Source organism: Streptomyces sp. NPDC088246, from assembly GCF_044741025.1.
Lineage (GTDB): Bacteria > Actinomycetota > Actinomycetes > Streptomycetales > Streptomycetaceae > Streptomyces.
The window spans coordinates 163,844-190,464 of sequence record NZ_JBIURV010000009.1 but is presented as its reverse complement, the minus strand read 5'-3'; the positions used below and the strand labels follow the sequence as shown (position 1 = coordinate 190,464).

Sequence of the window (26,621 nt, the reverse complement as noted above, 5' to 3'; positions counted from 1 at the left end):
AAGCCTTCGGCACAGGAGAGTCCGCACGATGACGATGCCCGCATCCGGTGTGCCCGAGCGCTCGTCCGTCCCCGTGTCGGCGCCTGGCGGAGGTTGCCCAGCGAGCGCCGTTGCGTCCGCCGTACGGCTCAGCGGTCCCGAGTTCCACACCGAACCCCATCTCGTCTACCGCGCCATGCGAAGCGAACACGGGCCCGTTGTGCCCGTCGAGCTGCCCGGCGGATTTCCTGCCTGGCTGGTCATCGGGTACCGCGAACTCCACCAGGTGACCAGTGACGGCGAGTTGTTCCCCAGGGACGTCGGACTGTGGAATCAGTGGGAGCACATCCCGGACGACTGGCCGCTGTTGCCGATGATCGGCCGGCCGATGCCGTCCATCTACTTCACAGCGGGGGCCGAGCACCGGCGTCACGCCGCGATGGTGGGGCAGGCCCTGGAAGAGGTCGAGCCATTCGAACTCCGGGGAGACTGCGAGCAGTTGGCCGACCGGCTCGTCGACGGGTTCTGTGAACGCGGTACGGCCGATCTGATCGCCGATTTCGCCGTACCGCTCCCCGTACTCGTCCTCGCCCGTCTGCTCGGCTTCCCCGATGAGGATGGGGCGCTGATCGCCGGCGTTTTGAGGGATCTCGCCGACGGCGGACCGGGTGCGCAGGAGGCTCATCTGCGGTTCGGGGAGCACATGCAGCGGCTGTTGGCGGCCCGGCAGGCCGTGCCCGGGAACGATGTGACCTCCCGGATGCTGGCATACCCCGGCGAGTTCACCGATGAGGAGTACGTGCTCGACCTGATGGCCATCACGGCCGCGGGGCACCTCACCACCGCCGACTGGATCGGCAACTCGCTGCGGCTGATGCTCACCGACGATCAGTTCGCCGTCGCGCTCTCCGGCGGACGGCACAGTGTCGCCGAGGTCATGAACGAGGTGCTCTGGGAGGAGGGTCCGACGCAGATCCTCGCCGGTCGCTGGGCGGTCCGTGACACCCGGCTGGGCGGCAGGAGCATCCGCGCCGGTGACATGGTGCTGCTCGGTCTGGGCGCCGCCAACACCGATCCGCACATCCGGCAGCATCTCTCGACCACGGCGGGGATCTCCGGCCAGAGAGGCAACAGCGCGCATCTGGCGTTCAGCCACGGCGAATACCGCTGTCCCTTCCCCGCCCAGGAGATCGCAGAGATCGCCGCCCGTGCCGGCATCGAAGTGCTGCTCGACCGGCTGCCCGACCTGGAGCTGTCCGTGCCGGCGCAGGAGCTCGTCCGGCGACAGTCCGCCTTCCTGCGTGGGATGACTGCGCTGCCCGTCCGGTTCACCCCCGCACGTCCGACAGGAGACTTCGCTTGAACTGCCCGCACGCTGCTGCCCAAGAGGCCACTTCGCGTGGCGGGGTCGTCGTCATCGACCCGCTGGTCCAGGATCTCGACGGTGAGACGGCGCGGCTGCGTGACGCCGGTCCGCTCGCCAGGATCGAACTGCTCGGCGTTCCGGCCTGGACCATCACCCGGCATGCCGTGGCCCGTCAACTGCTCGTCGACCCCCGCCTGGTGAAGGATCTCGACGCCTGGGGGCTCTGGCAGCGCGGGGAGGTCACGCACGCCTGGCCGCTGATCGGCATGATCGATGCCGGGCGTTCCATGTTCACCGTGGACGGGTCGGAGCACCGACGGCTGCGTACCAAGACCTCCCAGGCACTCACACCGCGCCGGCTGGAGGAGATACGCCCGGAGATCGAGAAGTTCACCGAGGAACTGCTCGATGCCCTCGCCGAGCAGAGCGAGAAGAACAAGGGCGGTGCGGTCGACCTCAAGTCCGTGTTCGCGCAGCCGTTGCCGATGCGGGTCGTCGGCATGCTGATGGGGGTGGACGAGGCCGAGCACCCGATGCTGACGAAGCGGTACAAGGCGTTCTTCTCCATGCTCACACCGCACGAGGAACGCCTGTCGCTGCTGGCCGAGTTGCACGTCTTCTACGCCGCCCTCGTACGCGAGAGGACCGCACGGCCGACCGACGACCTCACCAGTGCGCTCATCCTCGCCGAAGAAGGCGGGGAGCAGCTCACCGAGGAAGAGGTGGTGGGCAATCTCAAGGCGATGGTGGCCGCCGGGCACGAGACCACCATCGGGCTGATCCTGAATGCCGTACGGGCCCTGCTCAGCCACCCCGACCAGTTGCGCAAGGTTCTCGACGGCGAGATCCCGTGGGAGACGGTCATCGAGGAGACGCTGCGCTGGGACACCCCCACCACCCATCTGCTGATGCGGTTCGCCACCGAGGACATTCAGGTGGGCGACGACGTGATCGCGCAGGGCGAGGGCGTGGTGATCTCCTACCGCGCCATCGGACGCGACATCGAGCAGCACGGACCGGACGCCGATGCCTTCGACATCACCCGGCCGACCCCGATCCGCCACATGACCTTCGGTCACGGCCCCCACATCTGCCCCGGAGCGGCGCTCTCCCGTGTGGAGGCCGGCATTGCCCTGCCCGCACTGTTCCGGCGCTTCCCCGGACTGCGGCTGGCCATTGCGGACGAGGAGATCCGCAAGCTGCCGGTGATGACGCAGAACGACATGGAAGCGTTCCCGGTCCTGCTGCACGGCTGACGCGTATCGAGGAGACACCGAGGGCCGCCCGGACCGTCCGGGCGGCCCTCCGGCCTGTCCGGGGATCGGGGCCGGACAGGCCACCGCGGCCGCGCCCGCCACGCACGCCCATTCGTCGGCTGCTGTTCGGCGGAGCGCCACCGTGCCCACACCACGTCGCTCTTTCGCAGCCCGGCGGACTCTGGAACACTCCAGTCGCTTGCGCCCCCATACCTCCTCACCCCACAGAGGTCCTCACCCATGGCTGAACTCGACCGACGCCGCTTCATGCAACTCGCCGGAGGCACTGCCGCCTTCACCATGCTGTCCAACAGCATCGCCCGCGCCGCCTCCCTCCCGGCCAAGGGCGCCACCGGCACCCTTGAGGACGTCGAGCACATCGTCGTGCTGATGCAGGAGAACCGCTCGTTCGACCACTACTTCGGCACGCTCAAGGGGGTACGCGGCTTCGGCGACCCGCGTCCGGTGACCTTGCCCAGCGGAAAGCCGGTGTGGCACCAGTCGTCCGGCATCAAGGAAGTGCTGCCGTTCCGGCCCACGGCCGACAACCTCGGGCTCCAGTTCATCCAGGACCTCAACCACGACTGGGCGGGCAGTCACTGGGCGTTCAACAAGGGCAAGTACGACCAGTGGGTCCCCGCCAAGTCGGCGACGACGATGGCCTACCTCACCCGCGAGGACATTCCGTTCCACTACGCCCTCGCCGACGCGTTCACCGTCTGCGACGCGTACCACTGCTCCTTCATCGGCTCCACGGACCCCAACCGCTACTACATGTGGACGGGACACACCGGGAACGACGGCACCGGCGGCGGCCCCGTGCTCGGGAACGACGAGGCAGGGTACGGGTGGACGACGTACCCCGAACGGCTGGAGAAGGCCGGGGTTTCCTGGAAGATCTATCAGGACATCGGCGACGGGCTCGACGCCGCCGGGTCCTGGGGTTGGATCAACGACGCATACCGTGGGAACTACGGTGACAACTCGCTGCTCTACTTCAACAATTACCGCAATGCCAAGCCCGGCGACCCCCTCTACGACAAGGCGCGCACCGGGACCGACGCCAAGAACGGCGACGGGCTCTTCGACAGGCTCCGGGCCGATGTGAAGGCCGGGTCCCTGCCGAAGATCTCCTGGATCGCCGCCCCGGAAGCCTTCACCGAGCACCCCAACTGGCCCGCGAACTACGGTGCCTGGTACATCGCGCAGGTGCTGGACGCGCTGACGTCCAACCCGGAGGTGTGGGGGAGGACCGCCCTGTTCATCACGTACGACGAGAACGACGGCTTCTTCGACCACATCGTGCCGCCGTACCCGCCCTCCGGGGCCGCGCAGGGGCTGTCCACCGTGGCGACCTCCGCCGACTACTTTGCGGGCAGGATAGGTTACGCCGCAGGCCCGTACGGTCTGGGGCAGCGCGTGCCGATGCTGGTCGTCTCGCCGTGGAGCACCGGAGGGTTCTCCTGCTCCGAGGTCTTCGACCACACCTCGATCATCCGGTTCATGGAACGCCGCTTCGGGGTGAAGGAACCGAACATCTCGCCCTGGCGTCGCGCCATCTGCGGTGATCTCACCTCAGCCTTCGACTTCGGCCGTACGGACACCGCCCCGGTCGCCCTGCCCTCCACGGCCGGGTACCTGCCCCCGGACCGCAACCGGCACCCCGACTACGTGCCCGCGCCGCCCGCCGTCGGCAGCATGCCGAAACAGGAACCGGGCTCCCGGCCCACCCGGCCGCTCCCGTACGCGCCGTTCGTGGACGGCTCGGCGAACCCGGCCACCGGAAAGTACGCCCTCACCTTCAGCGGTGGCGGCGCTGCCGGGGCGCAGTTCCTGGTGACGTCCGCCAACCGTACCGACGGACCGTGGACGTACACCACCGAGGCCGGCAAGAGCCTCTCCGACGCCTGGAACACGGCATATTCGAGCGGTGTGACCAACCTCAGCGTGTACGGTCCGAACGGCTTCCTCCGCACCTTCAAGGGGCCCGGCCGGACGGCGGGGCCCGAGGTGACCGCCCGCCACAACGCCACCAACGGGCATCTTGACCTGACGATGAATCATGCTGGTTCCGGGGACGTCCATTTGACGGTGCGCGACGCATACACCGGATCGGTCCAGACGTTCACGGTACGCGCGGGCGCGACCGTGACCCACTCGGTGGACCTGCGGGGGAGCAGCCGCTGGTACGACATCTCGGTGGTCTCCGACACGGACACCACATTCCTGCGCCGCTTCGCCGGCCACGTCGAGACGGGCGAGGCGGGTACGAGCGATCCGGCCCTGATCACCGGCTGAACCGCAGTCCGGGCGGGGCCGGGGCGGGGGGCGGGTGCCCATGCCCCCGCCCCGCCTGTCAGCCCAACGCGTCCGCCAGGGCGCTGTCCGCCGCAGCGCGCGACTCCTGCCAGAGCGTGGTGACCGGCACCCACACATGGACACCCCTGGGCATGCCCACGGTGGCCGCACGGAAGGTGACGCCCAGGTGGGAGGGGTCGGCCGAGACGGACAGGCTGCCGACGACATGCCCTTCGGTGGCCGCCGGGTCCGCAGTGCGGACTGTGGCGTATGCTCGCTCGCCCCGCGCGAGGACGTAGGGTCCGCTCCCGGCAGGCGGCACGGCTTCGGCGGAGCCGTCCAGACCCCGGAAGGTGATCGTCGGGATCCGGTCCACGACACAGGCCCGGTCGCCATGGTTGGTGACGCTGATACGGGCGACGTTCCGCTGCCCGCCGGGTGAGGCATGCACATCGAGGGTCTTCTCCGGACAGATCCCGGGGAGGCTGACGGCCCGGGTGGCGGTGCTGCCGGTCGTGGCCGACGCCGCGGTGGCGGTCAGCGTCAGGGCGGCTGCGACGGTGAGTGCGGAGGTGAGAGCGGAGCGGAGACGCATGGTGTTTCTCCCGTTGGATCGACAGCCTGCGGATGCGGCCGGACGGCCCCGCGGTCGGTGAGGCCGACATCGCCAGTGTGACCGGTATACCCCGATCCTCGCGACAGATCGGACATATTGGTTCGATATGTCCGGCGTTGCCACGCACCCATTCGCCCGGGCGTTGGCGTGCTGCCCGGGGAACGGGGCGCTGGGCGAGGGTGGGGGAGACCGCCGCGGCCACCCCACCCCGTACGCCGCTACCGCGGCCGGACCGTCGCCATCACTTCGCGGTCCGGCTGCAGCGTCAGCGTCGGTACGGGGTTGACGGTGCCCGGGTCCACCTCCAGTTCGAAACGCCGTGCCAGTACGGCCAGGATCAGCACCGCCTCGACCATCGCGAACCGTGTGCCAAGGCAGACCCGGGGGCCGCCGCCGAACGGGAACCAGGCGTACTCCGCGATGCCGTCGCCCTCCTGTGGATCCCAGCGCTCGGGACGGAATTCCTCCGGTTCGGGAAACCACCGCTCGTCGCGGTGCGTCGCCCACTGACTGGTCCACACCCGGGTGCCCTCCGGCATCGGCACACCGCCGATCCGCGCACCCTCCTTGGCGACGCCGGTGACGAGCCAGATCGTCGGGTAGAGGCGCAGGGTCTCCTTGACCACCGACTGGGTGTACGTCAGCCGGGCATAGTCGTCGAACTCCGGCTCACGGTCGCCGAGTACCCGGTCCAGTTCCTCGGTGAGCGCGGCGCGCGTCCGCGGGTTGTGTGACAGCAGATACCAGGCCCACACCAGAGTGGAGCTGGTCGTTTCGTGCCCACCGATGTACAGGGTGACCGTCTCGTCGCGTATCTCCTGGTCCGTGAGGTGCGCACCCGTCTCGTCGACCGCGGTCAGCAGCCGGCTCAGCAGATCGGGGCGATCGTCCCCGCCGTCGCGGTGACGGGCGACGACCCGGTCCACCTCGGCGTCGATGACCGCGGCGGCTCTCCTGATCCTGGCCCGGCCCGGTGTCGGCACCCAGTCCGGCAAGAGCGCGCCGATACCGGCGAACTCCTTGCCGATCTCCTGCTGCGCCACATCCATCGCCCGGCCCATCGCATCGGCGTCGGCCGGTGTGTCGACGCCGAAGATCGTACGGACCGCGATCTTCTGCGTCAGTGCCGCCATCTCGCGCTTGATGTCGATGCGTTCACCGCCGGACCAGGTGTCCGCCAGCTCCACCGTGCTGCTCGCCATCGTCGCCGCGTACGAGCGCACCTGCTTGGGGCGTACGGAAGGCTGCACCAGCGACCGCTTCCGCCGCCAGTCCGTACCGCGGGCGACCACAACGCCGTTTCCCAGCACGGTCCGGAACGCGATACCGAGTGCGGGCTGGTCGAAGGTGCGTTCCGTCTCGGTGAGCAGCTCGCCTATGCACTCCGGATCGGCTATGTACACACACGGGTTGGGGCCGAATCGCCAGCCGACCATGTCGCCGTGACCACGCAGTCGCTCGAAGAAGGCGAGGGGATTCTTTCCGAACTGTGGCAGGTTCCCGAGAAACGGCAGCCCCTTCGGGCCCGGCACGATCGTGTGGCCTCGCGGCTCGGCATCGACGGCCGGGCCGGTCTCCGTGGACATGAAAGTCTCCGCTCCCTTGTGGCGCATCCGACGTGATGCGCAGCGACCTGACTTCAGCAGTACCGCACGGCGTGGAAAGTGTCATCAGCCTTGTGCGATACGTGAGTTGTCGAGGGTAGCGTCCGCCGTGCCGAGAACGTACGGGCGGCTGGGCGGTCGACGGGATGTGGCCGCCGTCGCCGGACGGGCCCGGGTCCTCGGCCCGTCCGGCGGTGCGGTCCGGTGGGCTCGTGGTCCGGAGCCCGTTGGCGATGTGCGGGTCAGACGCCCGGCGGGACCCGGGACGGGCGGCCGTTGCCGCGGGTGAGGGAGTAGCCGAAGACGGCCGCGAGCGCCCCCAGTACTCCGCCGCCGACCGTCCACAGCCAGCGGTCGGTCCACCAGCCGGAGGCCCAGCCGTCCTCGGGCTCACTGCCGCGCCACACCGTGGACGGCGAGCCGTCGGCACTGGCGGCCGAGCCGGTCGAGATCTGCTCGACGAAGGACGAACCGGGGAGCAGCGGCTCGGCGAGCGTGCCATCCACATCCCCGGCGCCGCCCTTGTCGGCCGCCGTGACCTCGACCTCGGTCTGCACCGGTAGACCGAGGTCCGCCGAGGGAAGGTCGACGACCGTGAGGCGTACGTAGTAGCTGCCCGGCAGCGGGTCGTTGGCCCACGGCTCGGACCAGGCGCGGACGGTCCGCAGCACGCAGGTCAGCTCGACACTCGACGCGTCGGCCGCCGCCTTCCCGGTCTGGCGGCCGTACATGCAGGCCTGGCGGCGCCGCAGCCCGTCGTACACATCGACCTGCCAGGTCGACGCGCCGTGCCGGGTGGCGCTCTGCGGCAGGGTGATCTTCGCCTTGACGGTGGCCCGCTGGCCCGCGTCGGCGGGGAACACCCAGTACAGGTAGTCACCCGCGGACGCCCCGGCGGTGGCGCGCTGGTTCTGCTGGACCGCAGTGGCCGTACGGAAGGTGGTGCCGGCCTCGGTGGGGCCGGACCCGTCGTCCGAGGCGCTCGGGCTCGGGCTCGCCGACGAGTCGTCGGCCGCGGCGGCGCCCGCCGAGGTCAGCAGGGCGAGGCCGGTCAGCAGCGCACCCGCGAGTACACGTGTCGTACGCATCAGTTGGTCCTCCAGACGGCGATGCGCCAGCGCGAGATCCAGCCGGTCAGCAGACCCGCGACCAGTCCGGTGAGAACCAGTACGCCCAGCAGCCACCAGCCGCGGCCTAGACCGAACGCGGCGACGTCGGCCGCGTCGTCCGGGGCGTCCACCAGGTCCACGGTCAGCTCGAGGGGCATGCCCGGCGTGGTCTTCACCGAGGCGGGGGCCGAGTAGGAGTTGCTGACCTGGAGACACACGGTCTCGGCGGCGGGCTTGTCGCCGCTGTCCGTGTCGTCCTGCTCGGGCTTCGGGTAGCGCAGGCCGGAGGAGATCGCATCGGTGCGACCGGTGCCCGACTCCGAACCCCGGACGATTTCCCGGCCGTGTACGGTCACCGCTCGCAGCAGCACGCCGTAGTCATTGTTCACGGCACGGTCTGCGAAGACGCTCACCGAGGCGCGCAGTTCCTGCCCGGGCAGCACATCCACCCGGTACCAGCGGTGCTCGCCGAACTTCTCCCGGTCGGTGTACAGACCCGCTTTGAGCTGTGGTGCGGCGGAGCAGCGGTCCGCGCCCTCCTTCGCCACCGGCGTGACGACCGGCTCGGCGGCCCGGTCGACCAACTGCTTGACCCGGCCGGAGAGTTCATCGGCGTGCTGGACGGCGGTGTAGGTGCCGCCGGTGGCCTCGGCGATACAGGTCAGCTGCTCGCGGATCTTCGCGTTCGGCACCAGGCCCAGCGTGTCGATGACGAGGTGGATGCCGCGGGCTGCAATGTCACGTGCCACCTCGCACGGGTCGAGCGGGCCGCAGGTGTCCTCGCCGTCGCTGATCAGCACGATCCGGCGGGTGGCGTCGCCGCCTTCGAGGTCGTCGGCGGCGCCCAGCAGGGCCGGGCCGATCGGGGTCCAGCCGGTGGGGGCCAGGGTGGCGACGGCGGTCTTCGCCTCGGTGCGGTCCAGTGGGCCGACCGGGTAGAGCTGCTTGGTGTCCTTGCAGCCGACCTTCCGGTCATTGCCGGGGTAATTGGCGCCGAGCGTCCGGATGCCGAGCTCCACCTGCTCGGGCACCGCGTCCAGGACCTCGTTGAACGCCTGCTTCGCGGCGGCCATCCGGGACTGGCCGTCGATGTCACGGGTCCGCATGGAGCCACTGACGTCGAGCACCAGCTCGACCTTGGGGGAGGCTTTGGTGGGGGTTTCATCAGCTGCGGCGGGGAGCGCCGAACCGAGCCCGGCGGTCAGGGTGGCGAGCAGGATGCCCACCCCGACCGTCAGCCTTTTTCTTATGATCATCGCCGGATACTAGTGAAGATCGCTTCGCTTCCCCAAACCGGTCCGGAGACGGCCGGGGGTCGTCGCCCGGGACCGGTCGAGGGGAAATGACAGCCAGTCAGTGCCCCTTGCGGGGTGTGTGGGGCGGGCTGAGGCGTGCAGGGCTGTGCAGCGGTCAGGGTGTGTTGGGTGTACGGGTGTCAGGCCCTGCCCAGCAGTGGGCCCGCGCCCCGCTCCAGTGCCGAGCCGACCCGCGCCCAGGTTGCCGAGTCCCGCTGTACAGCGGGGAGTTGGGTGTCCTCGCCCATGTTCCAACCGGTGGCGATCGCGACCGGGTCCTCGCCGGTTGCCGCGGCGGCGGCCAGTGCGGCCGCACCCAGAGCCACCGGTTCGCCGCTCCCGGGCACGATCACCGGCCGGCCGGAGAGCCGCCGTACCGTCTCCACCCAGGTGTGCCCCTGGGCGCCGCCGCCGATCAGGCGCAGCGGCCGGGCGGCCACCTCGGGGTCGGCCGGGTCGAGGCCGCAGGCCCGCAGGAGTTCGTCGAGGGCACGCAGCACGGTGAAGACCGCGCCCTCGTAGGCGGCGCCCAGGAGTTGCTGCGGGGTGGTGTCGTGCCGCAGCCCGGTGAGCAGGCCGGAGGCGGTGGGCAGATCGGGGGTGCGTTCGCCGTCGAGGTAGGGGAGGAGCACCGCCTCGCCGCCGGGGGCCGCGTCGTCGCGCTCCAGGCCGAGCAGTGCGGCGACCTTGTCCACGGCGAGCGTGCAGTTGAGGGTGCAGGCCAGCGGGAGGTACGTACCGTCCGCCGCGGCGAAGCCGGAGAGTGCCGTCGACGCGGGCCGTGTCCGGGAGGCGGCGAAGACCGTTCCCGAGGTGCCGAGGCTGAGGACGGGGTGGTCCAGCAGTCCGGCGCCGCCCAGTCCGAGACCGACGGCGGCGCTCATGTTGTCCCCGGTGCCCGCGGCCACGGCGATTCCGTCCGGCAGGCCGAGCGCAGCGGCCGCTTCGGCGGTCAGCGAACCGATTCGGGTCGCGCCGGTCCCGGCAATCTCGGGCAGCAACGAGACGTCCAGACCCAGGAGTTCGAGGAGTTCGGGGTCGTACGCACCGGTATCGGTCGAGTACCAGCCGGTGCCCGAGGCGTCACCGGGGTCGGTGGCGGCGCTGTCTGCGAGGCGTTCGGTCAGGAAGTCGTGGGGGAGGCGTACGGCCGCGGCCGCGGCGGCGTTCTCCGGTTCGTTCTCCCGCAGCCACTGCCACTTCGTCGCGGTGATGGAGGCCACCGGTACGGATCCGGTCCGCGCGGTCCAGGCCTCGGCCCCGCCCAGTGCCGCGGTGAGGGCGGCGGCCTGCGGCGCGGAGCGGGTGTCGTTCCACAGCATCGCAGGGCGCAGTGGACGCCCCGTCCGGTCGAGGACGACCAGCCCGTGCTGCTGTCCGGCGACCGCGATACCGGTCACGGCGCAGGCGGCGACGCCGGACTCCTCAAGACCGGCGGCGACGGCGTCGCACAGTGCCCGCCACCACGCCTCCGGGTCGCTCTCGCGGGCACCCGCCTCGCCGGTGACGACATGCGGTGCCCGGCCGACGGCGAGCAGCCGGCCGGTTCCGGCGTCGACGAAGGCGGCTTTGGTGGACTGGGTGGAGCTGTCCACACCGATGACGACGGTACGCGGCGGCATGGGTGACCTCATTCCTTTGCTGCGGGGAGGTGGCTGCGGGGCATGCGTCGCTTCCGGGTGTGGTTGCTGGGATGCCGCCACAGAAATTTGATCGTACGGAAAACAAATTACGCGATCGATCCCGCCGGGAACAGCGACCTCTCCGGATTTCGGGCTATGGGGGGTTACGTGCCCGACGCACTCGGTGCATGATTAGTCATGACAGTAAACAAATAGGGTTCGGCCACCTCGACCGGTCATGGAACCCGACAGCACTGAAGGCGGCCAGACGATGACGGAACGCTTCACGCCCACGCCCGACGACAAGTTCACCTTCGGGCTGTGGACGGTGGGCTGGCAGGGGCGCGACCCCTTCGGCGATGCGACCCGCACGGCGATCGACCCGGTCGACTCCGTGCAGAGGCTCGCGGAGCTCGGTGCGTATGGTGTGACATTCCACGACGACGACCTGATCCCGTTCGGCTCGACGGACACCGAGCGCGAAGGGATCGTGAAGCGGTTCCGGCAGGCGCTGGACGCGGCCGGGCTCGTCGTCCCCATGGCGACGACGAACCTCTTCACCCATCCGGTCTTCAAGGACGGCGCGTTCACCGCCAACGACCGGGACGTACGCCGCTACGCCCTGCGCAAGACGCTGCGTAACATCGACCTCGCGGTCGAGCTCGGCGCCACCACCTATGTGGCCTGGGGCGGCCGCGAGGGCTCCGAGTCCGGCGCCGCCAAGGACATCCGGGTCGCTCTCGACCGTATGAAGGAAGCCTTCGACCTGCTCGGCGACTACGTCACCGAGCAGGGGTACGGCCTGAAGTTCGCCATCGAGCCCAAGCCGAACGAGCCGCGCGGCGACATCCTGCTGCCGACCATCGGTCACGCCCTCGCCTTCATCGAGCGTCTGGAGCGCCCGGAGCTGGTCGGCGTCAACCCGGAGACCGGGCACGAGCAGATGGCCGGGCTGAACTTCCCGCACGGCATCGCACAGGCACTCTGGGCGGGCAAGCTCTTCCACATCGACCTGAACGGTCAGTCCGGCATCAAGTACGACCAGGACCTGCGCTTCGGCGCGGGTGACCTGCGCCAGGCGTTCTGGCTCGTCGACCTGCTGGAGACGGCCGGCTACCAGGGGCCGCGGCACTTCGACTTCAAGCCGCCGCGGACCGAGGACTACGGCGGTGTCTGGGCCTCGGCCGCGGGCTGCATGCGCAACTACCTGATCCTCAAGGAGCGCGCCGCCGCCTTCCGCGCCGACCCCGCCGTGCGGGAGGCGCTGCGCGCGTCCCGGCTCGACGAGCTGGCCCGCCCCACTGCCGAGGACGGCGTGACCGGGCTGCTGGCCGACCGGTCGGCGTTCGAGGAGTTCGACGTGAACGCGGCGGCGGAACGAGGCATGGCGTTCGAGGCCCTGGACCAGCTGGCGATGGACCACCTGCTCGGGGTTCGCTGATCCCGGCCCGCAGCGACGCGGGGCCACGGGTGTGGGCCGGACACCAGATGTCCGGCCCACACCCTTTCGCGTTCGCGTGGAGCCGGCCGGCGGTCCGGTCTGTAACCGGTGGGGCGGATCGGCCGGTTGTCCGGCCCGTGCCCGTGCAGGTGCAGTCGCCGGCTGCCCGGCCCGCACCCGCGCAGGGGCGGATCAGCCGGTTGCCTGGTCCGCACCCGCGCAGGGGCGGATCAGCCGGTTTCCCGGCCGTCCGCGTACGCCGCCGGGTCGGCCAGTACCCCCGTCGTCACCAGCGCCGCAGCGCCCCGCGCCGCGTCACCCGCCACGGACGAGGCGCGCAGACGGCCGCTCCCGGGGGCCCAGAGCCCGGACACCACCCGGCAGGTCAGCTCCTCATCGGCGGGCGGTGACAGCCACGGCATCAGGTTCCGGTATATCCCGCCGAGCACCACCGCGTCCGGGTCGAGCAGATTCACCGTCCCCGACAGCACCCGCCCCAGCATCCGGCCGGCCTCCGCGACAGCGGCCACCGCCTGCTCGTCCCCGGCCAGGGCGCGCCGTTCCAGCTCGGCCACCCCGGAGCCGCTGCCGGACTCCTGGATCCCGGCGGCTCGCAACAGCGCCGCCTGGCCCGCGTACTGCTCCAGACAGCCGCGCGAGCCGCACCTGCACTGCGGTCCCTCCGCGTCCACCACCACATGCCCGATCTCCCCGGCGAACCCGTGCGCCCCGCGCAGGAGTTCACCGTCGATGACCAGGGCACCACCGACGCCGATCTCGCCCGTCAGATAGAGGAAACTGCGGACCGTGTCGAGTCCGCCGAACCAGAGCTCGGCGAGCGCCGCCAGATTGGCCTCGTTCTCCGAACTCACCGGCAGCGCCTCGCGACCGGGTTGCTCGGCGGCGAGCGAAGCGGCGAAGAGTCCCTCGGCCGGAACCTGATTCCATCCCAGGTTGGGCGCCTGGCGCACCGTACCCCCGGAGACCAGACCGGGCAGGGCGAGCGCCACCCCGACCGGGAACAGTTCCTGCTCGCGCGCCGACTCCAGGGTGCGCGCCGCGATCCCGGCCGCCCGCGCCAGCACCTCCGCGGGCGGCGCGCCGCGGTTGTCGAGGTGCTCGGTGAGCCGTACCCGGCCGGTGCCCGCCAGATCGACGACACATACCGACACATAGTCGATGTTGACCTCCACACCGAGCCCGGCAGGCCCCGTGCGCGCCACCTTGAGCGCGGTTCCGGGGCGACCCGCCTGCCCGCTGAAGGTCTTGCCGGACTCGGTGAGGAACCCGATGTCGATGAGTTGCTCGACGAGCGAGGACACCGCGGCCCTGGTCAGCCCCACCCGCGCGGCGACCCCGGCCCTGGTGGCCTCGCCCTCGTCGCGGACGGCCCGCAGCACCAGACTGAGGTTGCTCCGGCGCACGGTGTCCTTGTCGGCCTTGGGCCCCAGCGGTGTGAGGTTGCTCTTCATGTTGGATCCGAGCCTATGCGATCCCTTGTGCGATCAGTCCTGTGCGCTGGTGAGCCTTTGCGACCGGCAAGTCCTGACGCCGTTCGCCGTCTCGTCGCCGGGGCGGCCCGTTCGCAGGAGGAAGAACCCGCTGCGAACGGGCCGCCGGTGAAGGTGAACCCGTGCGCGCGCCCGCAGGGGCCATCGGAACGTACGACGCTCAGGCCGTCGAACCGCGCTCCTTGAGCATGTCCGCCATGAGTGCGATCTCGGACTGCTGGCCCCGGACCATGCCCGCCGCCAGATTCCTGATCTCGCCTGTCCCGGCCGCCGCGGCCGCCGCCTGTGCCATCTCCGCACCGGCACGGTGGTGCGCGGTCATCAGCTTAAGGAAGAGGACCTCGGCGTCCTTGCCCTTCGCCACCCGCAGTGCGTCGAGTTCGGTGTCGGTCGCCATGCCCGGCATCAGCGAACCGTCGCCCCTGGGCGTGACCGTGTGCCCCATCCACTCCATGGGAGGTGCGCTCGACGACTTCGCCCGGCCCCACATCTCCAGCCAGCCGAGCATCATGCCGCGCTGATTGGCCTGGGTGTTGATGATGTCGTACGCGAGCCGGCGTACCGCCACGTCGGACGTACGGTCCCGCACGATGAACGACATCTCGACCGCCTGCTGATGGTGGATCGACATGTCGCGCGCGAACCCGACATCGGCGGACGTGTCCGAGGGTGCGGCCGTCGGTGCGGCGGAGCCCGCGGAGGACGACGGCCGTACGAGCATCAGCGCGACCAGGCCCAGCGCCAGCAGCAGCACCACACCGCCCGCCATCATCATCGGGCGCGAGGAGCGGACCGCGGACGTCACTGGGCGACCCCGCCGGTGCAGGCCGCGCCCGGCTCCGGGGTCTGCGGACCCTGCACGTACTTGGTGAAGAACTGCGCCACGCGTGCGTCGGTGGCATTCGTCACCGTCACCTGCTTGCCCCAGGCGCTGAGCATGAGCGGGGCGGCCTGGTTCTCGACGGGGCTCATCAGGGAATAGGGCGTTGCCTCGACCCGCTCGCCCAGTTTCTTGATGTCGGCCGGCTTCGCCTTGCTCGTGTACGTGACCCAGACCGCGCCGTGCTCAAGGGAGTGGACGGCGTTCTCCTTCGGTATCGCCTTGGTGTAGACATCGGCGTCGCAGTTCATCCACACCGGGTTGTGATCGCCGCCGACCGGCGGGTTCATGGGGTAGTCGACCTTTTTCTCGACGTGGTTCTGGGAGAGCTTGTCCCAGGTCCGCTCGCCCTGCACGGGCGAGGACTTGGCCTCGACCTCGGCTTCTTCCTTGTCGTTGGCGGCGGACATCAGGTAGCCGCCGCCCGCGACGAGTGCGGCGATCACGGCGACGGAGGCGGTGAGGGTGATGATGCGGCTGCGCCGCTCGCGGGCCCGCTCCTTGCGGCGGGCCTCCTCCAGCTTGGCGCGGCGTGCGGCGGCAGGGGTGTTCTGCTTCTTGGCGGAAGCCATGGAGAGTCGTCCTTCGGTTCAGTAAGACTGATGGAGCTGAGGGCATGCGGGAGAACGTCCTCGGTGTCCCGGGGACGGGCCCTGCCTCTAGATCCGTTGAACCTGCAGACGCAGATGGTCGACTTCCCGCACGGCGTCGTTGGACGGGCCGCGGATCGCGGCGGCGCCGGTGAGCGGGGCGACGGGGGCTGTGGCGGTTACGCCGGGAAGTGCCACGGGTGCGCCCTGGCCGGACAGTACGACGGGTGTCGCATGCTCGGAGGTTCCGTGGCAGGAACTGCCCATGCCCCGGTCCTCAGGGGCATCGGCCACTACGGTCCGTACGACCACGTGATGCGCGGGCGTCATGGCCCGGGCGGCGGCTGCGGTACGGGTACCGGACTGGTGCGAGGCCGAGCCCGGGGCTGCCATCCGGTGCGCGGACGAGTCCGCGGCCGCGACCGAACAGCACGAGACCATGGCGAGCAGTACGAACAGCCAGCCGAGAACAGCCGACGCGTGGGCGCTCTGCCGTCGTCGGTGCGTCCGTTCGCTCAGCCTGTTCATCCCCGCCATCGTACGTGGTGCGTGAAGTTTCAACGAGGGGTGCATGCTGTGGATGTAGGGGATGCGGCCGCCGTTGTCGGAGGGGCGGGACAGTGTGCTCCGGTGACAACGCACTCGAACGTATCTGCGGGCCGGTATCCGGATCCGCACGGCGCTCCCCAGGCAGCTCCTGCTGACCCGCCCGGCGAAGTCCATCAAGTCCGGTGTCATCGTGCAGCGCCCACGGGTTCTGCCCCGTGCGATGATGCGCCCATGCCGTACCTGGTGCCGCCCCATATCCCTCCGGGGCGCCTCGCGGACTCCGTACAACCCGCTCTGCCCGTCGCCGACGACCTGCTCCTGCGGCCGTGGCGGTACGCGGACGCGCCGGCCGTCCTCGCCGCCTTCGCCGACCCGGTCATCCAGCGCTGGCATCTGCGCCGGGCCGACTCCGAGGACGAGGCGCGCGACTGGATCGACCAGTGGCAGAGCGCTTGGTACTGCGAGACCGGAGCCCACTGGGCCGTCGTCCACCCCGCAAGCTCGGCTGACGGAGCCGAGGAAGTGCTCGGCCGGGTCGCGCTCCGCTCCCTGACGCCGGCCATCGGCCAAGCCGAATGCGCCTACTGGACGCTGCCGGCCGCCCGCGGACGCGGCGTCGCGCCCCGAGCCGTCTCGGTGCTGGCGCGCTGGGCCTTCGACGCGATCGGGTTCGAGCGCCTCGAACTCGCCCACTCCGTGCTGAACGAGGCGTCCTGCCGAGTGGCGGCCAAAGCGGGCTTCGCCCTGGAGGGCACCAGGCGCCGGGGCCATCTGCATGCCGACGGCTGGCACGACATGCACGTCCATGCCCGGATCCGCGGGGACGGCGTCCCTCGTTGACCGGTGTAGCAAATGAGCGACGCCACCGGGAATCGGACGACGAGTGCGGTCATCTGCGGTCCAGCGCACGGTCGGTGAGGGCGCCTGCGCAGCCGGTGTACCGGGCGGGTTCGGCCAGATCGGAAAGATCGAGACCGGCAAGTTCGGGCTCCTCGTCCAGCACATCGCCGAGGACATCGGCCAGATCCGTGGTCTCCGCACGGGCCCGTGCGGCGGCGCTCACCAGAACCTCCTTGGCTCGCTTGCGGCCGATGCGCTCGGCGAACACGGCGGCCAGCCGCTCCGAGACGATCAGCCCGTCGGTGAGCTGGAGATTCTCCCGCATGGCGTACGGGACGACGCGCAGTCCGTCGGTGAGTTCGGCGGCGTCGTAGGCGGCCCCGCCGACGAGCCGCAGCAGTTCGCGCAGCGGCTCCCATTCGGCGTGCCACGACCCGGCCGGCCGCTCGTCCTCGGCTGCGAGCGAGCCGTACAGCGTCGCCGCCAGGCCGGGGGCGCGACGGGCGGCCGCGGCGATCAGCGTGGCGCGCACCGGGTTGGCCTTGTGCGGCATGGTGGACGAACCACCGCCCTTCCCCTCGGTGACCTCGCCGATCTCGGTACGGGACAGGGTGAGCACATCGGCCGCCAGCTTGCCGAGCGCACCTGCCGTGAAGGCGAGCGCGCCCGCCAGATCGGCGATCGGGGTACGCAGACTGAGCCACGGCAACAGCGGTTCGGCCAGACCGAGTTCGTTCGCGAATGCCTGGAGCACGGTCAGCCCCCGGCCGTCGTCGGCGGCGACTTCGGCTTCGTCGATGGGCGTGAAGGTGTTGAAGGCGGCCAACGTTCCTGCCGCGCCACCGAGCTGCGCGGGTAGCGACTCCCGTACGGCCGAGAGCCGGTCCCGTGAGTCGAGGATCAGTGCGCGCCACCCGGCGGCCTTCAGCCCGAAGGTGGTCGGCACGGCGTGCTGGGTGAGCGTACGGCCGGCCATCGGGGTGTTGCGATGTGCGAGTGCGAGCCGTGCCACCGCCTCCGCGGACCGTGCCAGATCGTCGAGCACCGGTGCCAGGGCCCGGGCGGCGACCAGCATGACGGCCGTGTCGAGGATGTCCTGGCTGGAGGCGCCCCGGTGCACGTACGGCCGGACGTCCTCCTCCACTGCGGCGACCAGGTCGAAGACCAGCGGGGTGACCGGATTGCCGCTCGCACGTGCGCGCAGCGCCACATCCCGCGCATCGAATCGGCTCGCGTCGGCCGCCGCGGTCACCGCCCGCCCGGCCTCGGCGGGGGCGAGCCCGCAGACGGACTGGGCGCGGGTGAGCGCGGCCTCGGCGTCGAGCATCGCCTGCAGAAAGGCGCTGTCGCCGGTGGCCGTCTCGGCGGGTGAGCCGGCCCGCCCGGGGGCGAGCAGTCCGACATCGCTCTCGTACATCAGCTGAACTCCAGGAAGACCGTTCGCCGTCCCCCTGCAGGTGGATGTCGAACCGGTGGGTACGCGGCTACGTGGGTGTCGCGATCAGTGTGGCCCGGAGCTCGGCGTCCAGCGACTCCAAAAGCGTGTCACCTGCCGGAACGGCGACCAAGAGGTACGGGACCCCGCCCGTCGGCAGGGCCCCTGCCACCCGATTGCCCGTCGGCGTCCGTCGACAGCCGGCCCCGTCCGGCGTCCGGCTCCGACGACAGGGCTCAGCCCTCGTCGCCCGCCCGGTGGATACCGAACACCGCACCCTGTGGATCCCGGACCACCGCGATCCGAGGTCCGTCCGGAACGCTCGTCGGGGGCATCAGCAGTTCGCCACCCGCCCCCTGCGCGGTGGCCGCCGCCGTGTCGACGTCCGTCACGGCGAAATACGGCAGCCAGTTGGGTGGCGCCTCCGGCGGGAACCTGTCGTCCATGATCAGCATGCCGCCGAAATCCTCGCCGGCCACGCCCCACTGCGTGTAGCCCTCCGAAGCGGTGTTCACCGTCCATCCGAAGACCGCGGGATAGAAAGCGAGCGACTGGTCGGCCTCCCGGGTGATGAGTTCGACCCAGCCGAGCGCGCCCGGGTCGTTCAGCCGCTCGGCGCCGGCGAAGGCACGGCCCTGCCACAGCGAGAACACCGCACCGGACGGATCCGCGACCACCGCGAACCTGCCCTGGTCGAACACGTCCATCGGGCCGACCAGGAGCGAGCCGCCCGCCGACTTCACCTTCTCGACCGTGGCGTCCGTGTCCTCGCTGGCGAACGAGACCGTCCAGGCGGGCGGCTGTCCCGGCTGGTAGACCGGACTCAGTGCGGCCACTCGCGCATCGCCGAGGTGCGCCATGGTGTAGCCGCCCGCCTCCTCGCGCGGATCGGTCTCGGAGCGCCAGCCGAAGAGTGCCGCGTAGAACGACTTGGCAGCCGGGATGTCGGGGGTGCTCAGCTCGATCCAGCAGGGACCGCTGGGCACCGGTTTGGTGAGCTTCATTCGGATTCCTTCGTGGGTGCATCGGCACATGCCTGTCTGTCCTCGTGCGGTTGAACGCTATGGGTTCGCGGAGGGGGCGGCCATCAGTGCCGCGGCGGCGTCATGGAAGAAATTGTTTTACAGGTGTAATACCTGTTAAAGTATTTGGGTGAGCGATACAAGCATCCGATTCCGGCAGCCCCCGGTCCGCAGACTCCCGCTGGCCGCCCCCCTGCGCCTCGCCCGGCCCTCGGACATGTGGTTCAAACCGGCGCTGAGCGTGGTCGTCGCCACCGCCGTACCGGATCTGCTGCTGTTCGCCATCGACCGGCTCGACCTCGTCATGTACACGATGGCCGGCTCGCTCTGTGCGCTGTACGGCCACAGCCTGCCGTACGCCCGCCGCGCCCGAGCCGTGGCCGGAGTCGTCATCTCCATGGTCATCGGCATGGCGATATCCCTCGTCGCGGCCTCGCTCACCGGATCGACCGCCGTGCTGATCGCGGTGGGCGCACTGCTCGCCGCCGGACAGAAGATGCTCTGCGACGCCACCCGCATCGGCCCGCCCGGGCCGGTGATCTTCACGTTCGTGACCTCGGCCGCACTCTTCGCCCCGCAGCACCTCGGCCAGGTACCCGGCCACCTCGCGCTGACCCTGGCCGCGGGCGTGATCTCCTGGCTGGTCACGGTCGGCCCCGCGGTGATCCGCAGGGAGGGTCCGGAGCGCCGGGCGACCGCCCGCGCACTCGACGCGGCCGCGGCCTACGTCACCGCCCCCGGCCATCGCACCCGGCGCGCCGCGGTCGCGGCCGTGCACGCGGCCTGGCAGGCGCTGCTCGCCGCCGGACACCCCACGCCCGTACGCCGGGCTCTCGAACGTCTCGTCGTCCACGCCGAGGCCGCCCTCGCAGGGGGCGTCCACGGCGTTTCCCCGATCGCTCCCGCCACTGCCCCCGTTTCCGCCCCCGGCCCCGAACGGCTCCGCGTCTGGGCCCGGCAGACCCGTGCCCGCGGACCCGTCCCCACCCCGCCACCCGCCCCCGGCACGTCCGATGAGTTGTTCGGCATCGACGCCGAACGGGCCGCCCGGCGCACACGAAGCCGCCGCGACGCCCGCCGCGCACTGCTGCGCAGCCTTGCGCCGGGTTCCCCGCTGCTCCCCATCGGCGCCCGTGCGCTCATCGGCTGCGCCCTGGCCGGATACGTCTCCCAGGCGGCCGGCGTCGGCCGGCCCTACTGGGCGATCGTCACGGCCGCCTCCCTGTACCAGGCCAATGTGACATTGTCCTGGAACCGGGCCCTCCAGCGGACCCTCGGCAATCTGCTCGGCGTCCTCGTCTTCGCCGCCGTCCTCCCGGTCAGCCGAACCGGACCACTGGCCCTCATCGGCTTCTGCCTGTTCTTCGGCTTCGCGGCGGAGGCCCTGATCACCCGCAACTACTGGCTCGGCTCCATCGCCGTCACGCCGATGGCCCTGCTGGTCCTGGAGTTCGGCGGCACCCACCCGGCCGGTGAGCTCATCGGCGACCGGGTCCTGGACACGGTGATCGGCGCCGGCGTGGGCATCCTCGCCGCCATGCTGGTGACCAACCGCCGGGCCGCCGGACGCCTGGAAAAGGCCCTGGCCGCCACCGACCGGGCCCGCGCCCACGCCGTACACGCGCTCGCCGCCCCGCAGCCCACGCCCGCCGCTCTCGACGCCGCGCGCCGCAGGCTGACCGGATCGCTCGTCGAGCTGCGCGAGGCCGACGACACCGCAGCGGGCGAATGGTGGCAGCGCGCCCTGCCCCAGGAGCAGGTCCTCGCGGCCGAGCAGGCCGGACACCGTACGCTCGCGGCGACAGCAACACGGCAGGGGCTGATCGCCCCCGCCCAGGAGAACGGAGCGGTGTGACCGACGACATCGTCGCCTCGGTGGTGCGGCAGTGGCAGGCCGTCAACCCGGAGCTGGACACCGGACCGATGGAACTCATCGGCCGTATCAACCGCTGCGCGGCCCTGCTCCAGCAGGCGGAGGACGCCCCGCTGCGCGCCGCCGGCCTGACCCGCGCCGAGTTCGACCTGCTCGGTGCCGTACGCCGTACCGACCGCGAACTCACCCCCGGCGAGCTGGCCAGGGAGACGTTCTCATCCGGCGCCGCCGTCACGAAGCGTCTGCGGGTCCTTCAGGAGCGTGGGCTCGTCGACCGCCGCAGCGACGCCCGCGACCGCCGTGTCGCCCATGTCCGCCTCACCGAGGAGGGCCGCGACCTGGTCGACCGGCTGCTGCCCCGGCAGTTGGCGTACGAACGCATGGTGCTGTCCGGTCTCGACGAGCAGTCCCGTGCCCGGCTCAGCACCCAGCTCAGCGAGTTGCTGGTGCAGTTGGAGGGACGCATCGGCGGTGCCCGGCGCTGAACCGACGGCCGGGACTCCGCCGGGTCGGCCCGCGGCCGGGATCGGCAGCACCGCACTGCCGGGCAGCGCCGCAGGGCCGGCGGCGCCGGAAATGAATCCCGCGCGGACATCGGTACGTCGCTGCTGAGGTCCGCCGCATGAAGCGCGCTGCCATGACGACGGCGCCGGAGAGTGTCCCGGCGCGCTGACAGCTCGAGAGGTGCCAGGCCCCGGAGCAGGCCCTCAGGCGACCTGCTCCGGGCGCCTGCTCACCCGTGGACGCAGGGCCAGGATCAGCACACACACCATGGCGGCGGCCAGCGCGAACTCGTTCATCGGCCGCGCCATCCCCGGTACGTCACCAGCAGTCCGGCAGCGACGGCCGGCAGCCCGAGAACCGCGTACACGATCGTGTAGAACGTCGCGAGCACCGCCCCGCGCGACTCGGGTGCCTCGGCGGTCACCGCGGCCGTGATCTGCTGCATCCCGCCCGAGAACGCGAGACCGTGCCCGAAACCGGAGCCCGCTTCAGAGTGCGCCCAACAGGGCGGCGGACCGGCGCAGTTCCTCGGCGCGACGGATGAGTGCCGCGTCGTCGCCGCGGTCGGCGGGCGCCGATGCCATCAGGGCCAGCCGGTCCCGCCAGCTCGCCCCGGCCAGCGGAACGGCGACGGCGTTCATGCCCCGGACCGACTCCCCGCGGCTGAGGGCGTATCCGCAGGAGCGGATCTCGTCGAGCTCCGCGAGCAGTGCGGACCGCGAGGTGAGGGTGTTCGGGGTGACCTCCGGCAGCTCCTCCTGCGGGTAGAGGGCGCAGACCTGTTCCGTCGTCATCCGGGAGAGCAGCATCTTGCCGCCCGAGGTGGCGTGGGCGGGATGCGTACGGCCCGTCTCCAGCATCACCCGCACCGGGTGCGACGACTCGCGGCCGTCGGTGATGACGATCTGGTCGCCGATCAGTGCCGCACTCTGCACGGTCTCACCGGTGCGCCGTACCGCGTCGTCCAGTACCGCTCCGAGCTGTTCGCGGACGGCCGTGCCGAAGCCCGCCGGGCGGCCGAGCCGTACCAGTTCGGGACCGGCCCAATAGCCGCGGCCTGAGGAGTCCCGGATCGCGAAGCCGCGTCCCTCCAGGGTGCTGAGCACCCGGTGGGCGGTGGACCGCCCGATGGAGAGCAGCTCGGCGGCCTCGGAGACGGTCAGCGTGTCATGGGTGAGGAACAGCTGCATCAGCCGGAGCCCGGTGTCCAGCGATTCGATGGTGTAGCCCCGCGTCGGCCCCATGGTGTGTCCGTTCTTCTTCGTTTCCGATCGGCGGCGACGACCGTCGCGCCCTGTGCGATGAGGACGCGGCAGATCACCGCACCGATACCACCCGCACCGCCCGTCACTATGGCGACCTTGCCGTGCACCCGTCCTTCAGTCATGAATGTGCTCCTTTCGATCCGCTTCGATCACATGTGCCCACGTCCCTCACTGTGGTACGGAATGGATCGGTCCCGGGATCGGGTCATTCGGCTACTTCTCCATTTGCCGCACTTTTTACGTAAGAGTGCTCGAATCGGCCTTCCAAGTGCCTTTGTGATTGTCCCTCTGCGAGGTACGAGGAGTGCTCTGCCTCGCGAGTTCCCCTCACTTGTCACTCCTTGTGTACGCGCGGAGGCGGTGCGTGCAAAAACTCGTGAGTGTATTACCGCCGGAGCGCTCGCGCAGGGGGTTGGGTGAATGTGCCGAAGCACTGTTCCGATCTGACTAAGCTCACGCGCAGCGAAGTCGAGTTGATATGAATTCGAGCGCTTGTTCCCGAGTGTCCTGCAAGCGCTTATACCTCCCGAATCAACCGCCAGAGGTTTTAGATGGTTCGTGTTGAATCACCGCCGATCGAACGAGAAACCCCCGTCGTTCGCGCCATGTTGCTGCCCGTGCTCCTGATGGGCGGTGCCACCGCCGCCGCGGTGGCACTGGTCTCCGCGGCCGCGCGGATACCAGTCGTCTGGTGCGGCGCGCTCGCCACCGTCGTGGTCGCCGCGCTCACCCTTCAACTCGCCCGCCGGGCACGCGATCTGCGCACCCAGCGTGCGGTGTACGAACGGCGCTTCGTCGACCTGGAGCGGCGCATCGCCACACACGACGACGAGACCGTGCGGATCAGCAAGGAGCTCCTGCCGGCCGCCATCCACCGGCTGCGCGTGGGCAATTCACCCGAAGAGGTGCTCCGTGATGTCGTCGACGCGGACGAGCTGTACCGCGACCTGCCCGACGCCCAGCGCACCCTCGTCTACACGGTGCTGAACATCATCGACAACGAAGAGGCGATGCGTGACTCCGCGCAGCGCGCCTTCGTCAACGTCGCCCGGCGCGTCCAGGCGATCGTCCACCGCCAGGCGAGTGAACTGCGGGAGATGGAGGAGCACCACGGGCGCAACCCCGACGTCTTCGACGACCTGCTCCGCATCGATCACGGCACCGCGCTGATCGGTCGTCTCGCCGACTCCATCGCGGTACTCGGCGGCGCCCGCCCAAGTCGCCAATGGCCCAAGCCCGTACCGCTGTTCAGCGTCCTGCGCGGCGCCATGTCGCGCATCCTGGAGTACCCGCGCGTCGATCTGCACTCGATCGCCAAGGTCGCCATCATCGGCACGGCCGTCGAACCGCTCATCCATGCCTGCGCCGAACTCCTCGACAACGCCACCCGCTACTCGCCGCCGCAGACCCGGGTGCACGTCACCGCCGTCGAGGTGCAGACCGGCATCGCGATCGAGATCGAGGACGGCGGCGTCTCGCTGAGCGAGGAGGCCCGCGCGCGAGCCGAGAACATGCTCGCCAGGGCCCAGGCCGGCTCCAACATGAACGACCTCGGCGAGTCCCCGCGACTCGGCATGGCAGTCGTCGGACGCCTCTCGCGGATGTACGACCTCCAGGTCTCGCTGCGGCAGTCCGCGTACGGCGGTGTCCGCGCCGTACTCATCGTGCCCCGCGCCATGATCACCACCGGACCCGCTCCCGGCATCGCCCACGGCATCGGCGCCACATCGAGGCCCACCAGCGACATCGACCAGGAGGCGATGAAGCACGTCGTGCCGGCACGCCGCAAGCCCCGCCCCGTGGCCCAGCGCCCCGCCACCGGACCGGTCGCACCCGTCACCCGGCCGGCCATCCCCGCGGCCGCCATGGAGGATGACGTCCCCGTGGTGACCGAGTGGACCGCGGGCGGTCTCCCGCAACGCCGCAGCCGCGGCCGCGCACCCCTGGGGTCGCACAACCTCCCCGCGCAGGCCGTCGACCCCACCGCAGGACAGCGCAACGGCCACACCAGCGGCCACGGCCAGGGGAACGACAGCGGCAAGGCGCAGCCCCCCGGACTCTGGCTGGAGGCCTTCACCAACGCCGTCAACGGTGTGCCGCAGGAGCCGAAGACCGACGAAGACTCTGACGACGCCTGGGACAAGGGAGACCTGAAGTGATCCAGCAGCGGGGAAATATGGACTGGATGCTCAAGGAACTGGCAGACGACGTGCCGGACATCCACCAGATCGTGGTGCTTTCCGCCGACGGTCTGCGCATCGCCCGGCACGGCGGCGACCCCGACGTCGCCGACCGCCTCGCGGCGGCCTGCGCGGGGCTGCAGAGCCTGGCCGCCGCCGTCGCCTCCGAAATCCCTTACAGCGACGGCCTCATGCGCCTCGTCGTCATCGAAGTCACCGGCGGCTTCTTCTACTTGATGGCCGCCGGAACCGGAGCGTACCTCGCGGTCCTTGCCGGTGAGACGGTCGACGCGGGGCTCGTCGGGTCGCGGATGCGCGACATGGTCGTCAGGATCGGCGCCCATCTGACGAGCCCGCCGCGCCATGATGGGCAGGCCGGATGAATTCTCCCCGACGAGAACGCCGAAAGGCCGATCCGTCACTGAGCGACCCGGAACGGCTGTACGTGATCACCGGCGATCCCGACGGCAGCGAGCGGGCGCCGCTCGACCTGGTCACGATGGTCGTCGCGAAGGCCCAGCCGACGCCGACGGTCCAGCCCGAGCAGGCCGTGATCCTGCGGCTCTGTCAGGCGCCGTTATCCGTCGCCGAGATCTCGGCGTACCTCGGGCTGCCCTTCAGCGTGGTGACATCGCTCCTCACGGAACTCCTCGCGACCGAACTCATCGAATCGCGCGCACCCATCGTCCGCGCCACTCTCCCGGACAGGTCCCTTCTCGAAGCGGTGATGCATGGACTTCAGAAGCTCTGACACGATCACCGGCCCCCGGCGCGAGGACGTCCTTCCCACCACGGCGACAGCCGCGGTGAAGGTTGTGATCGTCGGAGGGTTCGGGGTCGGCAAGACGACCATGGTCGGATCCGTCAGCGAGATCCGGCCGCTGACCACCGAAGAGACCATGACCCAGGCCGGAGTCGGCGTGGACGACAACTTCGGGGTGGAGAGCAAGACCGCCACCACCGTCGCCATGGACTTCGGCCGGATCTCCATCAGCGAGGAACTGATCCTCTATCTGTTCGGCACCCCGGGCCAGGAGCGGTTCTGGTTCCTGTGGAACGGCCTGTTCGAAGGTGCCCTCGGCGCGGTGGTCCTCATCGACACCCGCCGCCTCGAAGTCAGCTTCGACGTCATCGGGCGGCTGGAGGAGCGCGGCGTGCCGTTCGTCGTCGCCGTCAACACCTTCCCCGACGCCCCGAAACACCCCGTCGAGGCGCTGCGTGCCGCTCTGGACCTCCCCGAGGAGGTCCCGGTGATCGACTGCGACGCCCGGCTGCGTGCCTCCAGCCGCGACGTACTGATGACGCTGATGCGCTATCTGCACAGTCTGGCCCTCCCGCTCGCCTGACAGCAGTACACACACCCCCCGCGCGTCCCATCCGTCTGGT

The 26,621-nt window shown here is 70.4% G+C and carries 25 protein-coding genes; 11 read left to right on the top strand and 14 right to left on the bottom strand.

What is annotated here, in order from left to right; translation table 11 throughout:
• Positions 1 to 28: 28 nt before the first annotated feature.
• The 3 genes from ACIPEK_RS15445 (at position 29) to ACIPEK_RS15435 (ending at position 4,899) form a co-directional block, all read left to right on the top strand.
• The gene (locus ACIPEK_RS15445; RefSeq protein ID WP_401995685.1) at positions 29 to 1,342 is read left to right on the top strand and encodes a cytochrome P450; all 1,314 of its coding nucleotides are present in this window, start codon (positions 29 to 31) and stop codon (positions 1,340 to 1,342) included.
• A complete protein-coding gene (locus ACIPEK_RS15440) occupies positions 1,339 to 2,601 on the top strand; it encodes a cytochrome P450 (RefSeq protein WP_401995682.1) in 1,263 nt (420 codons plus the stop codon). The genes ACIPEK_RS15445 and ACIPEK_RS15440 overlap by 4 nt, the downstream gene beginning before the upstream one ends.
• A gap of 240 nt (positions 2,602 to 2,841) precedes the next feature.
• Positions 2,842 to 4,899, top strand: a complete 2,058-nt coding sequence (locus ACIPEK_RS15435) for a phosphocholine-specific phospholipase C (RefSeq protein ID WP_401995679.1) — start codon at positions 2,842 to 2,844, stop codon at positions 4,897 to 4,899.
• A 58-nt stretch (positions 4,900 to 4,957) separates the two neighbouring features.
• On the opposite strand, the gene ACIPEK_RS15430 is transcribed toward ACIPEK_RS15435, so the two are convergent.
• The 5 genes from ACIPEK_RS15430 to xylB all read right to left on the bottom strand — a co-directional run bounded on the left by ACIPEK_RS15430 (position 4,958) and on the right by xylB (position 11,145).
• Entirely contained in the window at positions 4,958 to 5,494 is a 537-nt protein-coding gene (locus ACIPEK_RS15430) for a DUF4232 domain-containing protein (RefSeq protein ID WP_401995676.1), read from the bottom strand.
• A gap of 239 nt (positions 5,495 to 5,733) precedes the next feature.
• Positions 5,734 to 7,101, bottom strand: a complete 1,368-nt coding sequence (locus ACIPEK_RS15425; protein ID WP_401995673.1) for a cytochrome P450 — start codon at positions 7,099 to 7,101, stop codon at positions 5,734 to 5,736.
• 260 nt (positions 7,102 to 7,361) lie between these two features.
• Complete coding sequence (locus tag ACIPEK_RS15420; RefSeq protein ID WP_401995669.1) at positions 7,362 to 8,207, bottom strand: hypothetical protein; 846 nt, start codon at positions 8,205 to 8,207, stop codon at positions 7,362 to 7,364.
• Complete coding sequence (locus ACIPEK_RS15415) at positions 8,207 to 9,484, bottom strand: VWA domain-containing protein (protein WP_401995666.1); 1,278 nt, start codon at positions 9,482 to 9,484, stop codon at positions 8,207 to 8,209. Before ACIPEK_RS15415 ends, ACIPEK_RS15420 begins: the two co-directional genes overlap by 1 nt.
• A gap of 179 nt (positions 9,485 to 9,663) precedes the next feature.
• On the bottom strand, positions 9,664 to 11,145 hold the full coding sequence (xylB, locus tag ACIPEK_RS15410; protein WP_401995663.1) for a xylulokinase: 1,482 nt from the start codon (positions 11,143 to 11,145) through the stop codon (positions 9,664 to 9,666).
• A gap of 271 nt (positions 11,146 to 11,416) precedes the next feature.
• Between xylB and xylA the strand changes: the two genes are divergently transcribed.
• Positions 11,417 to 12,586, top strand: coding sequence for a xylose isomerase (gene xylA, locus ACIPEK_RS15405; protein WP_401995660.1), 1,170 nt, complete (start codon positions 11,417 to 11,419; stop codon positions 12,584 to 12,586).
• A 230-nt stretch (positions 12,587 to 12,816) separates the two neighbouring features.
• On the opposite strand, the gene ACIPEK_RS15400 is transcribed toward xylA, so the two are convergent.
• From ACIPEK_RS15400 to ACIPEK_RS15385, 4 genes are all read right to left on the bottom strand, one after another.
• Positions 12,817 to 14,058, bottom strand: coding sequence for an ROK family protein (locus tag ACIPEK_RS15400; RefSeq protein WP_401995657.1), 1,242 nt, complete (start codon positions 14,056 to 14,058; stop codon positions 12,817 to 12,819).
• Between the two features lie 199 nt (positions 14,059 to 14,257).
• Positions 14,258 to 14,902 carry a DUF305 domain-containing protein gene (locus ACIPEK_RS15395; protein WP_401995654.1) on the bottom strand — a complete coding sequence of 215 codons (645 nt, stop codon included), beginning with the start codon at positions 14,900 to 14,902 and terminating at the stop codon, positions 14,258 to 14,260.
• Positions 14,899 to 15,549: a DUF3105 domain-containing protein gene (locus ACIPEK_RS15390; protein WP_401995651.1), complete on the bottom strand. Its 651-nt coding sequence runs from the start codon at positions 15,547 to 15,549 to the stop codon at positions 14,899 to 14,901. Before ACIPEK_RS15390 ends, ACIPEK_RS15395 begins: the two co-directional genes overlap by 4 nt.
• Before the next feature lie 87 nt (positions 15,550 to 15,636).
• Positions 15,637 to 16,095: a hypothetical protein gene (locus ACIPEK_RS15385; RefSeq protein ID WP_401995648.1), complete on the bottom strand. Its 459-nt coding sequence runs from the start codon at positions 16,093 to 16,095 to the stop codon at positions 15,637 to 15,639.
• Positions 16,096 to 16,347: 252 nt separating this feature from the next.
• Here ACIPEK_RS15385 and ACIPEK_RS15380 point away from each other — a divergent pair, with 252 nt between their 5' ends.
• Positions 16,348 to 16,956, top strand: coding sequence for a GNAT family N-acetyltransferase (locus ACIPEK_RS15380; protein ID WP_401995645.1), 609 nt, complete (start codon positions 16,348 to 16,350; stop codon positions 16,954 to 16,956).
• Positions 16,957 to 17,005: 49 nt separating this feature from the next.
• Here the strand turns inward: ACIPEK_RS15380 and pcaB are convergent, their stop codons facing one another.
• Both pcaB and ACIPEK_RS15370 read right to left on the bottom strand, forming a co-directional pair.
• A complete protein-coding gene (pcaB, locus tag ACIPEK_RS15375) occupies positions 17,006 to 18,373 on the bottom strand; it encodes a 3-carboxy-cis,cis-muconate cycloisomerase (protein WP_401995642.1) in 1,368 nt (455 codons plus the stop codon).
• A gap of 254 nt (positions 18,374 to 18,627) precedes the next feature.
• On the bottom strand, positions 18,628 to 19,395 hold the full coding sequence (locus ACIPEK_RS15370; protein WP_401995639.1) for a VOC family protein: 768 nt from the start codon (positions 19,393 to 19,395) through the stop codon (positions 18,628 to 18,630).
• Positions 19,396 to 19,543: 148 nt separating this feature from the next.
• On the opposite strand from ACIPEK_RS15370, the gene ACIPEK_RS15365 reads away from it, so the two are divergent.
• Positions 19,544 to 21,268, top strand: a complete 1,725-nt coding sequence (locus tag ACIPEK_RS15365) for an FUSC family protein (RefSeq protein WP_401995636.1) — start codon at positions 19,544 to 19,546, stop codon at positions 21,266 to 21,268.
• Positions 21,265 to 21,771, top strand: coding sequence for a MarR family transcriptional regulator (locus ACIPEK_RS15360; protein WP_327271690.1), 507 nt, complete (start codon positions 21,265 to 21,267; stop codon positions 21,769 to 21,771). Before ACIPEK_RS15365 ends, ACIPEK_RS15360 begins: the two co-directional genes overlap by 4 nt.
• A 311-nt stretch (positions 21,772 to 22,082) precedes the next feature.
• On the opposite strand, the gene ACIPEK_RS15355 is transcribed toward ACIPEK_RS15360, so the two are convergent.
• The 3 genes from ACIPEK_RS15355 to ACIPEK_RS15345 are packed head-to-tail and all read right to left on the bottom strand — an operon-like array spanning position 22,083 to position 23,177.
• Positions 22,083 to 22,235 carry a hypothetical protein gene (locus ACIPEK_RS15355; protein ID WP_401995633.1) on the bottom strand — a complete coding sequence of 51 codons (153 nt, stop codon included), beginning with the start codon at positions 22,233 to 22,235 and terminating at the stop codon, positions 22,083 to 22,085.
• 43 nt (positions 22,236 to 22,278) lie between these two features.
• Entirely contained in the window at positions 22,279 to 23,034 is a 756-nt protein-coding gene (locus ACIPEK_RS15350) for an IclR family transcriptional regulator (protein ID WP_401995630.1), read from the bottom strand.
• Positions 22,980 to 23,177 (bottom strand): SDR family NAD(P)-dependent oxidoreductase, encoded by a 198-nt coding sequence (locus ACIPEK_RS15345; protein ID WP_401995627.1) that lies wholly within the window; start codon positions 23,175 to 23,177, stop codon positions 22,980 to 22,982. The genes ACIPEK_RS15350 and ACIPEK_RS15345 overlap by 55 nt, the downstream gene beginning before the upstream one ends.
• A 429-nt stretch (positions 23,178 to 23,606) precedes the next feature.
• Here ACIPEK_RS15345 and ACIPEK_RS15340 point away from each other — a divergent pair, with 429 nt between their 5' ends.
• From ACIPEK_RS15340 to ACIPEK_RS15325, 4 genes are read left to right on the top strand one after another with little or no spacing between them, the layout of a single operon-like run.
• Positions 23,607 to 25,214, top strand: a complete 1,608-nt coding sequence (locus tag ACIPEK_RS15340) for a sensor histidine kinase (RefSeq protein WP_383072847.1) — start codon at positions 23,607 to 23,609, stop codon at positions 25,212 to 25,214.
• Positions 25,211 to 25,618, top strand: coding sequence for a roadblock/LC7 domain-containing protein (locus ACIPEK_RS15335; RefSeq protein ID WP_093896207.1), 408 nt, complete (start codon positions 25,211 to 25,213; stop codon positions 25,616 to 25,618). Before ACIPEK_RS15340 ends, ACIPEK_RS15335 begins: the two co-directional genes overlap by 4 nt.
• Positions 25,615 to 25,986, top strand: a complete 372-nt coding sequence (locus ACIPEK_RS15330) for a DUF742 domain-containing protein (RefSeq protein WP_401995624.1) — start codon at positions 25,615 to 25,617, stop codon at positions 25,984 to 25,986. Before ACIPEK_RS15335 ends, ACIPEK_RS15330 begins: the two co-directional genes overlap by 4 nt.
• Positions 25,967 to 26,581 (top strand): ATP/GTP-binding protein, encoded by a 615-nt coding sequence (locus ACIPEK_RS15325; RefSeq protein ID WP_382216167.1) that lies wholly within the window; start codon positions 25,967 to 25,969, stop codon positions 26,579 to 26,581. The genes ACIPEK_RS15330 and ACIPEK_RS15325 overlap by 20 nt, the downstream gene beginning before the upstream one ends.
• Positions 26,582 to 26,621 lie beyond the last annotated feature (40 nt).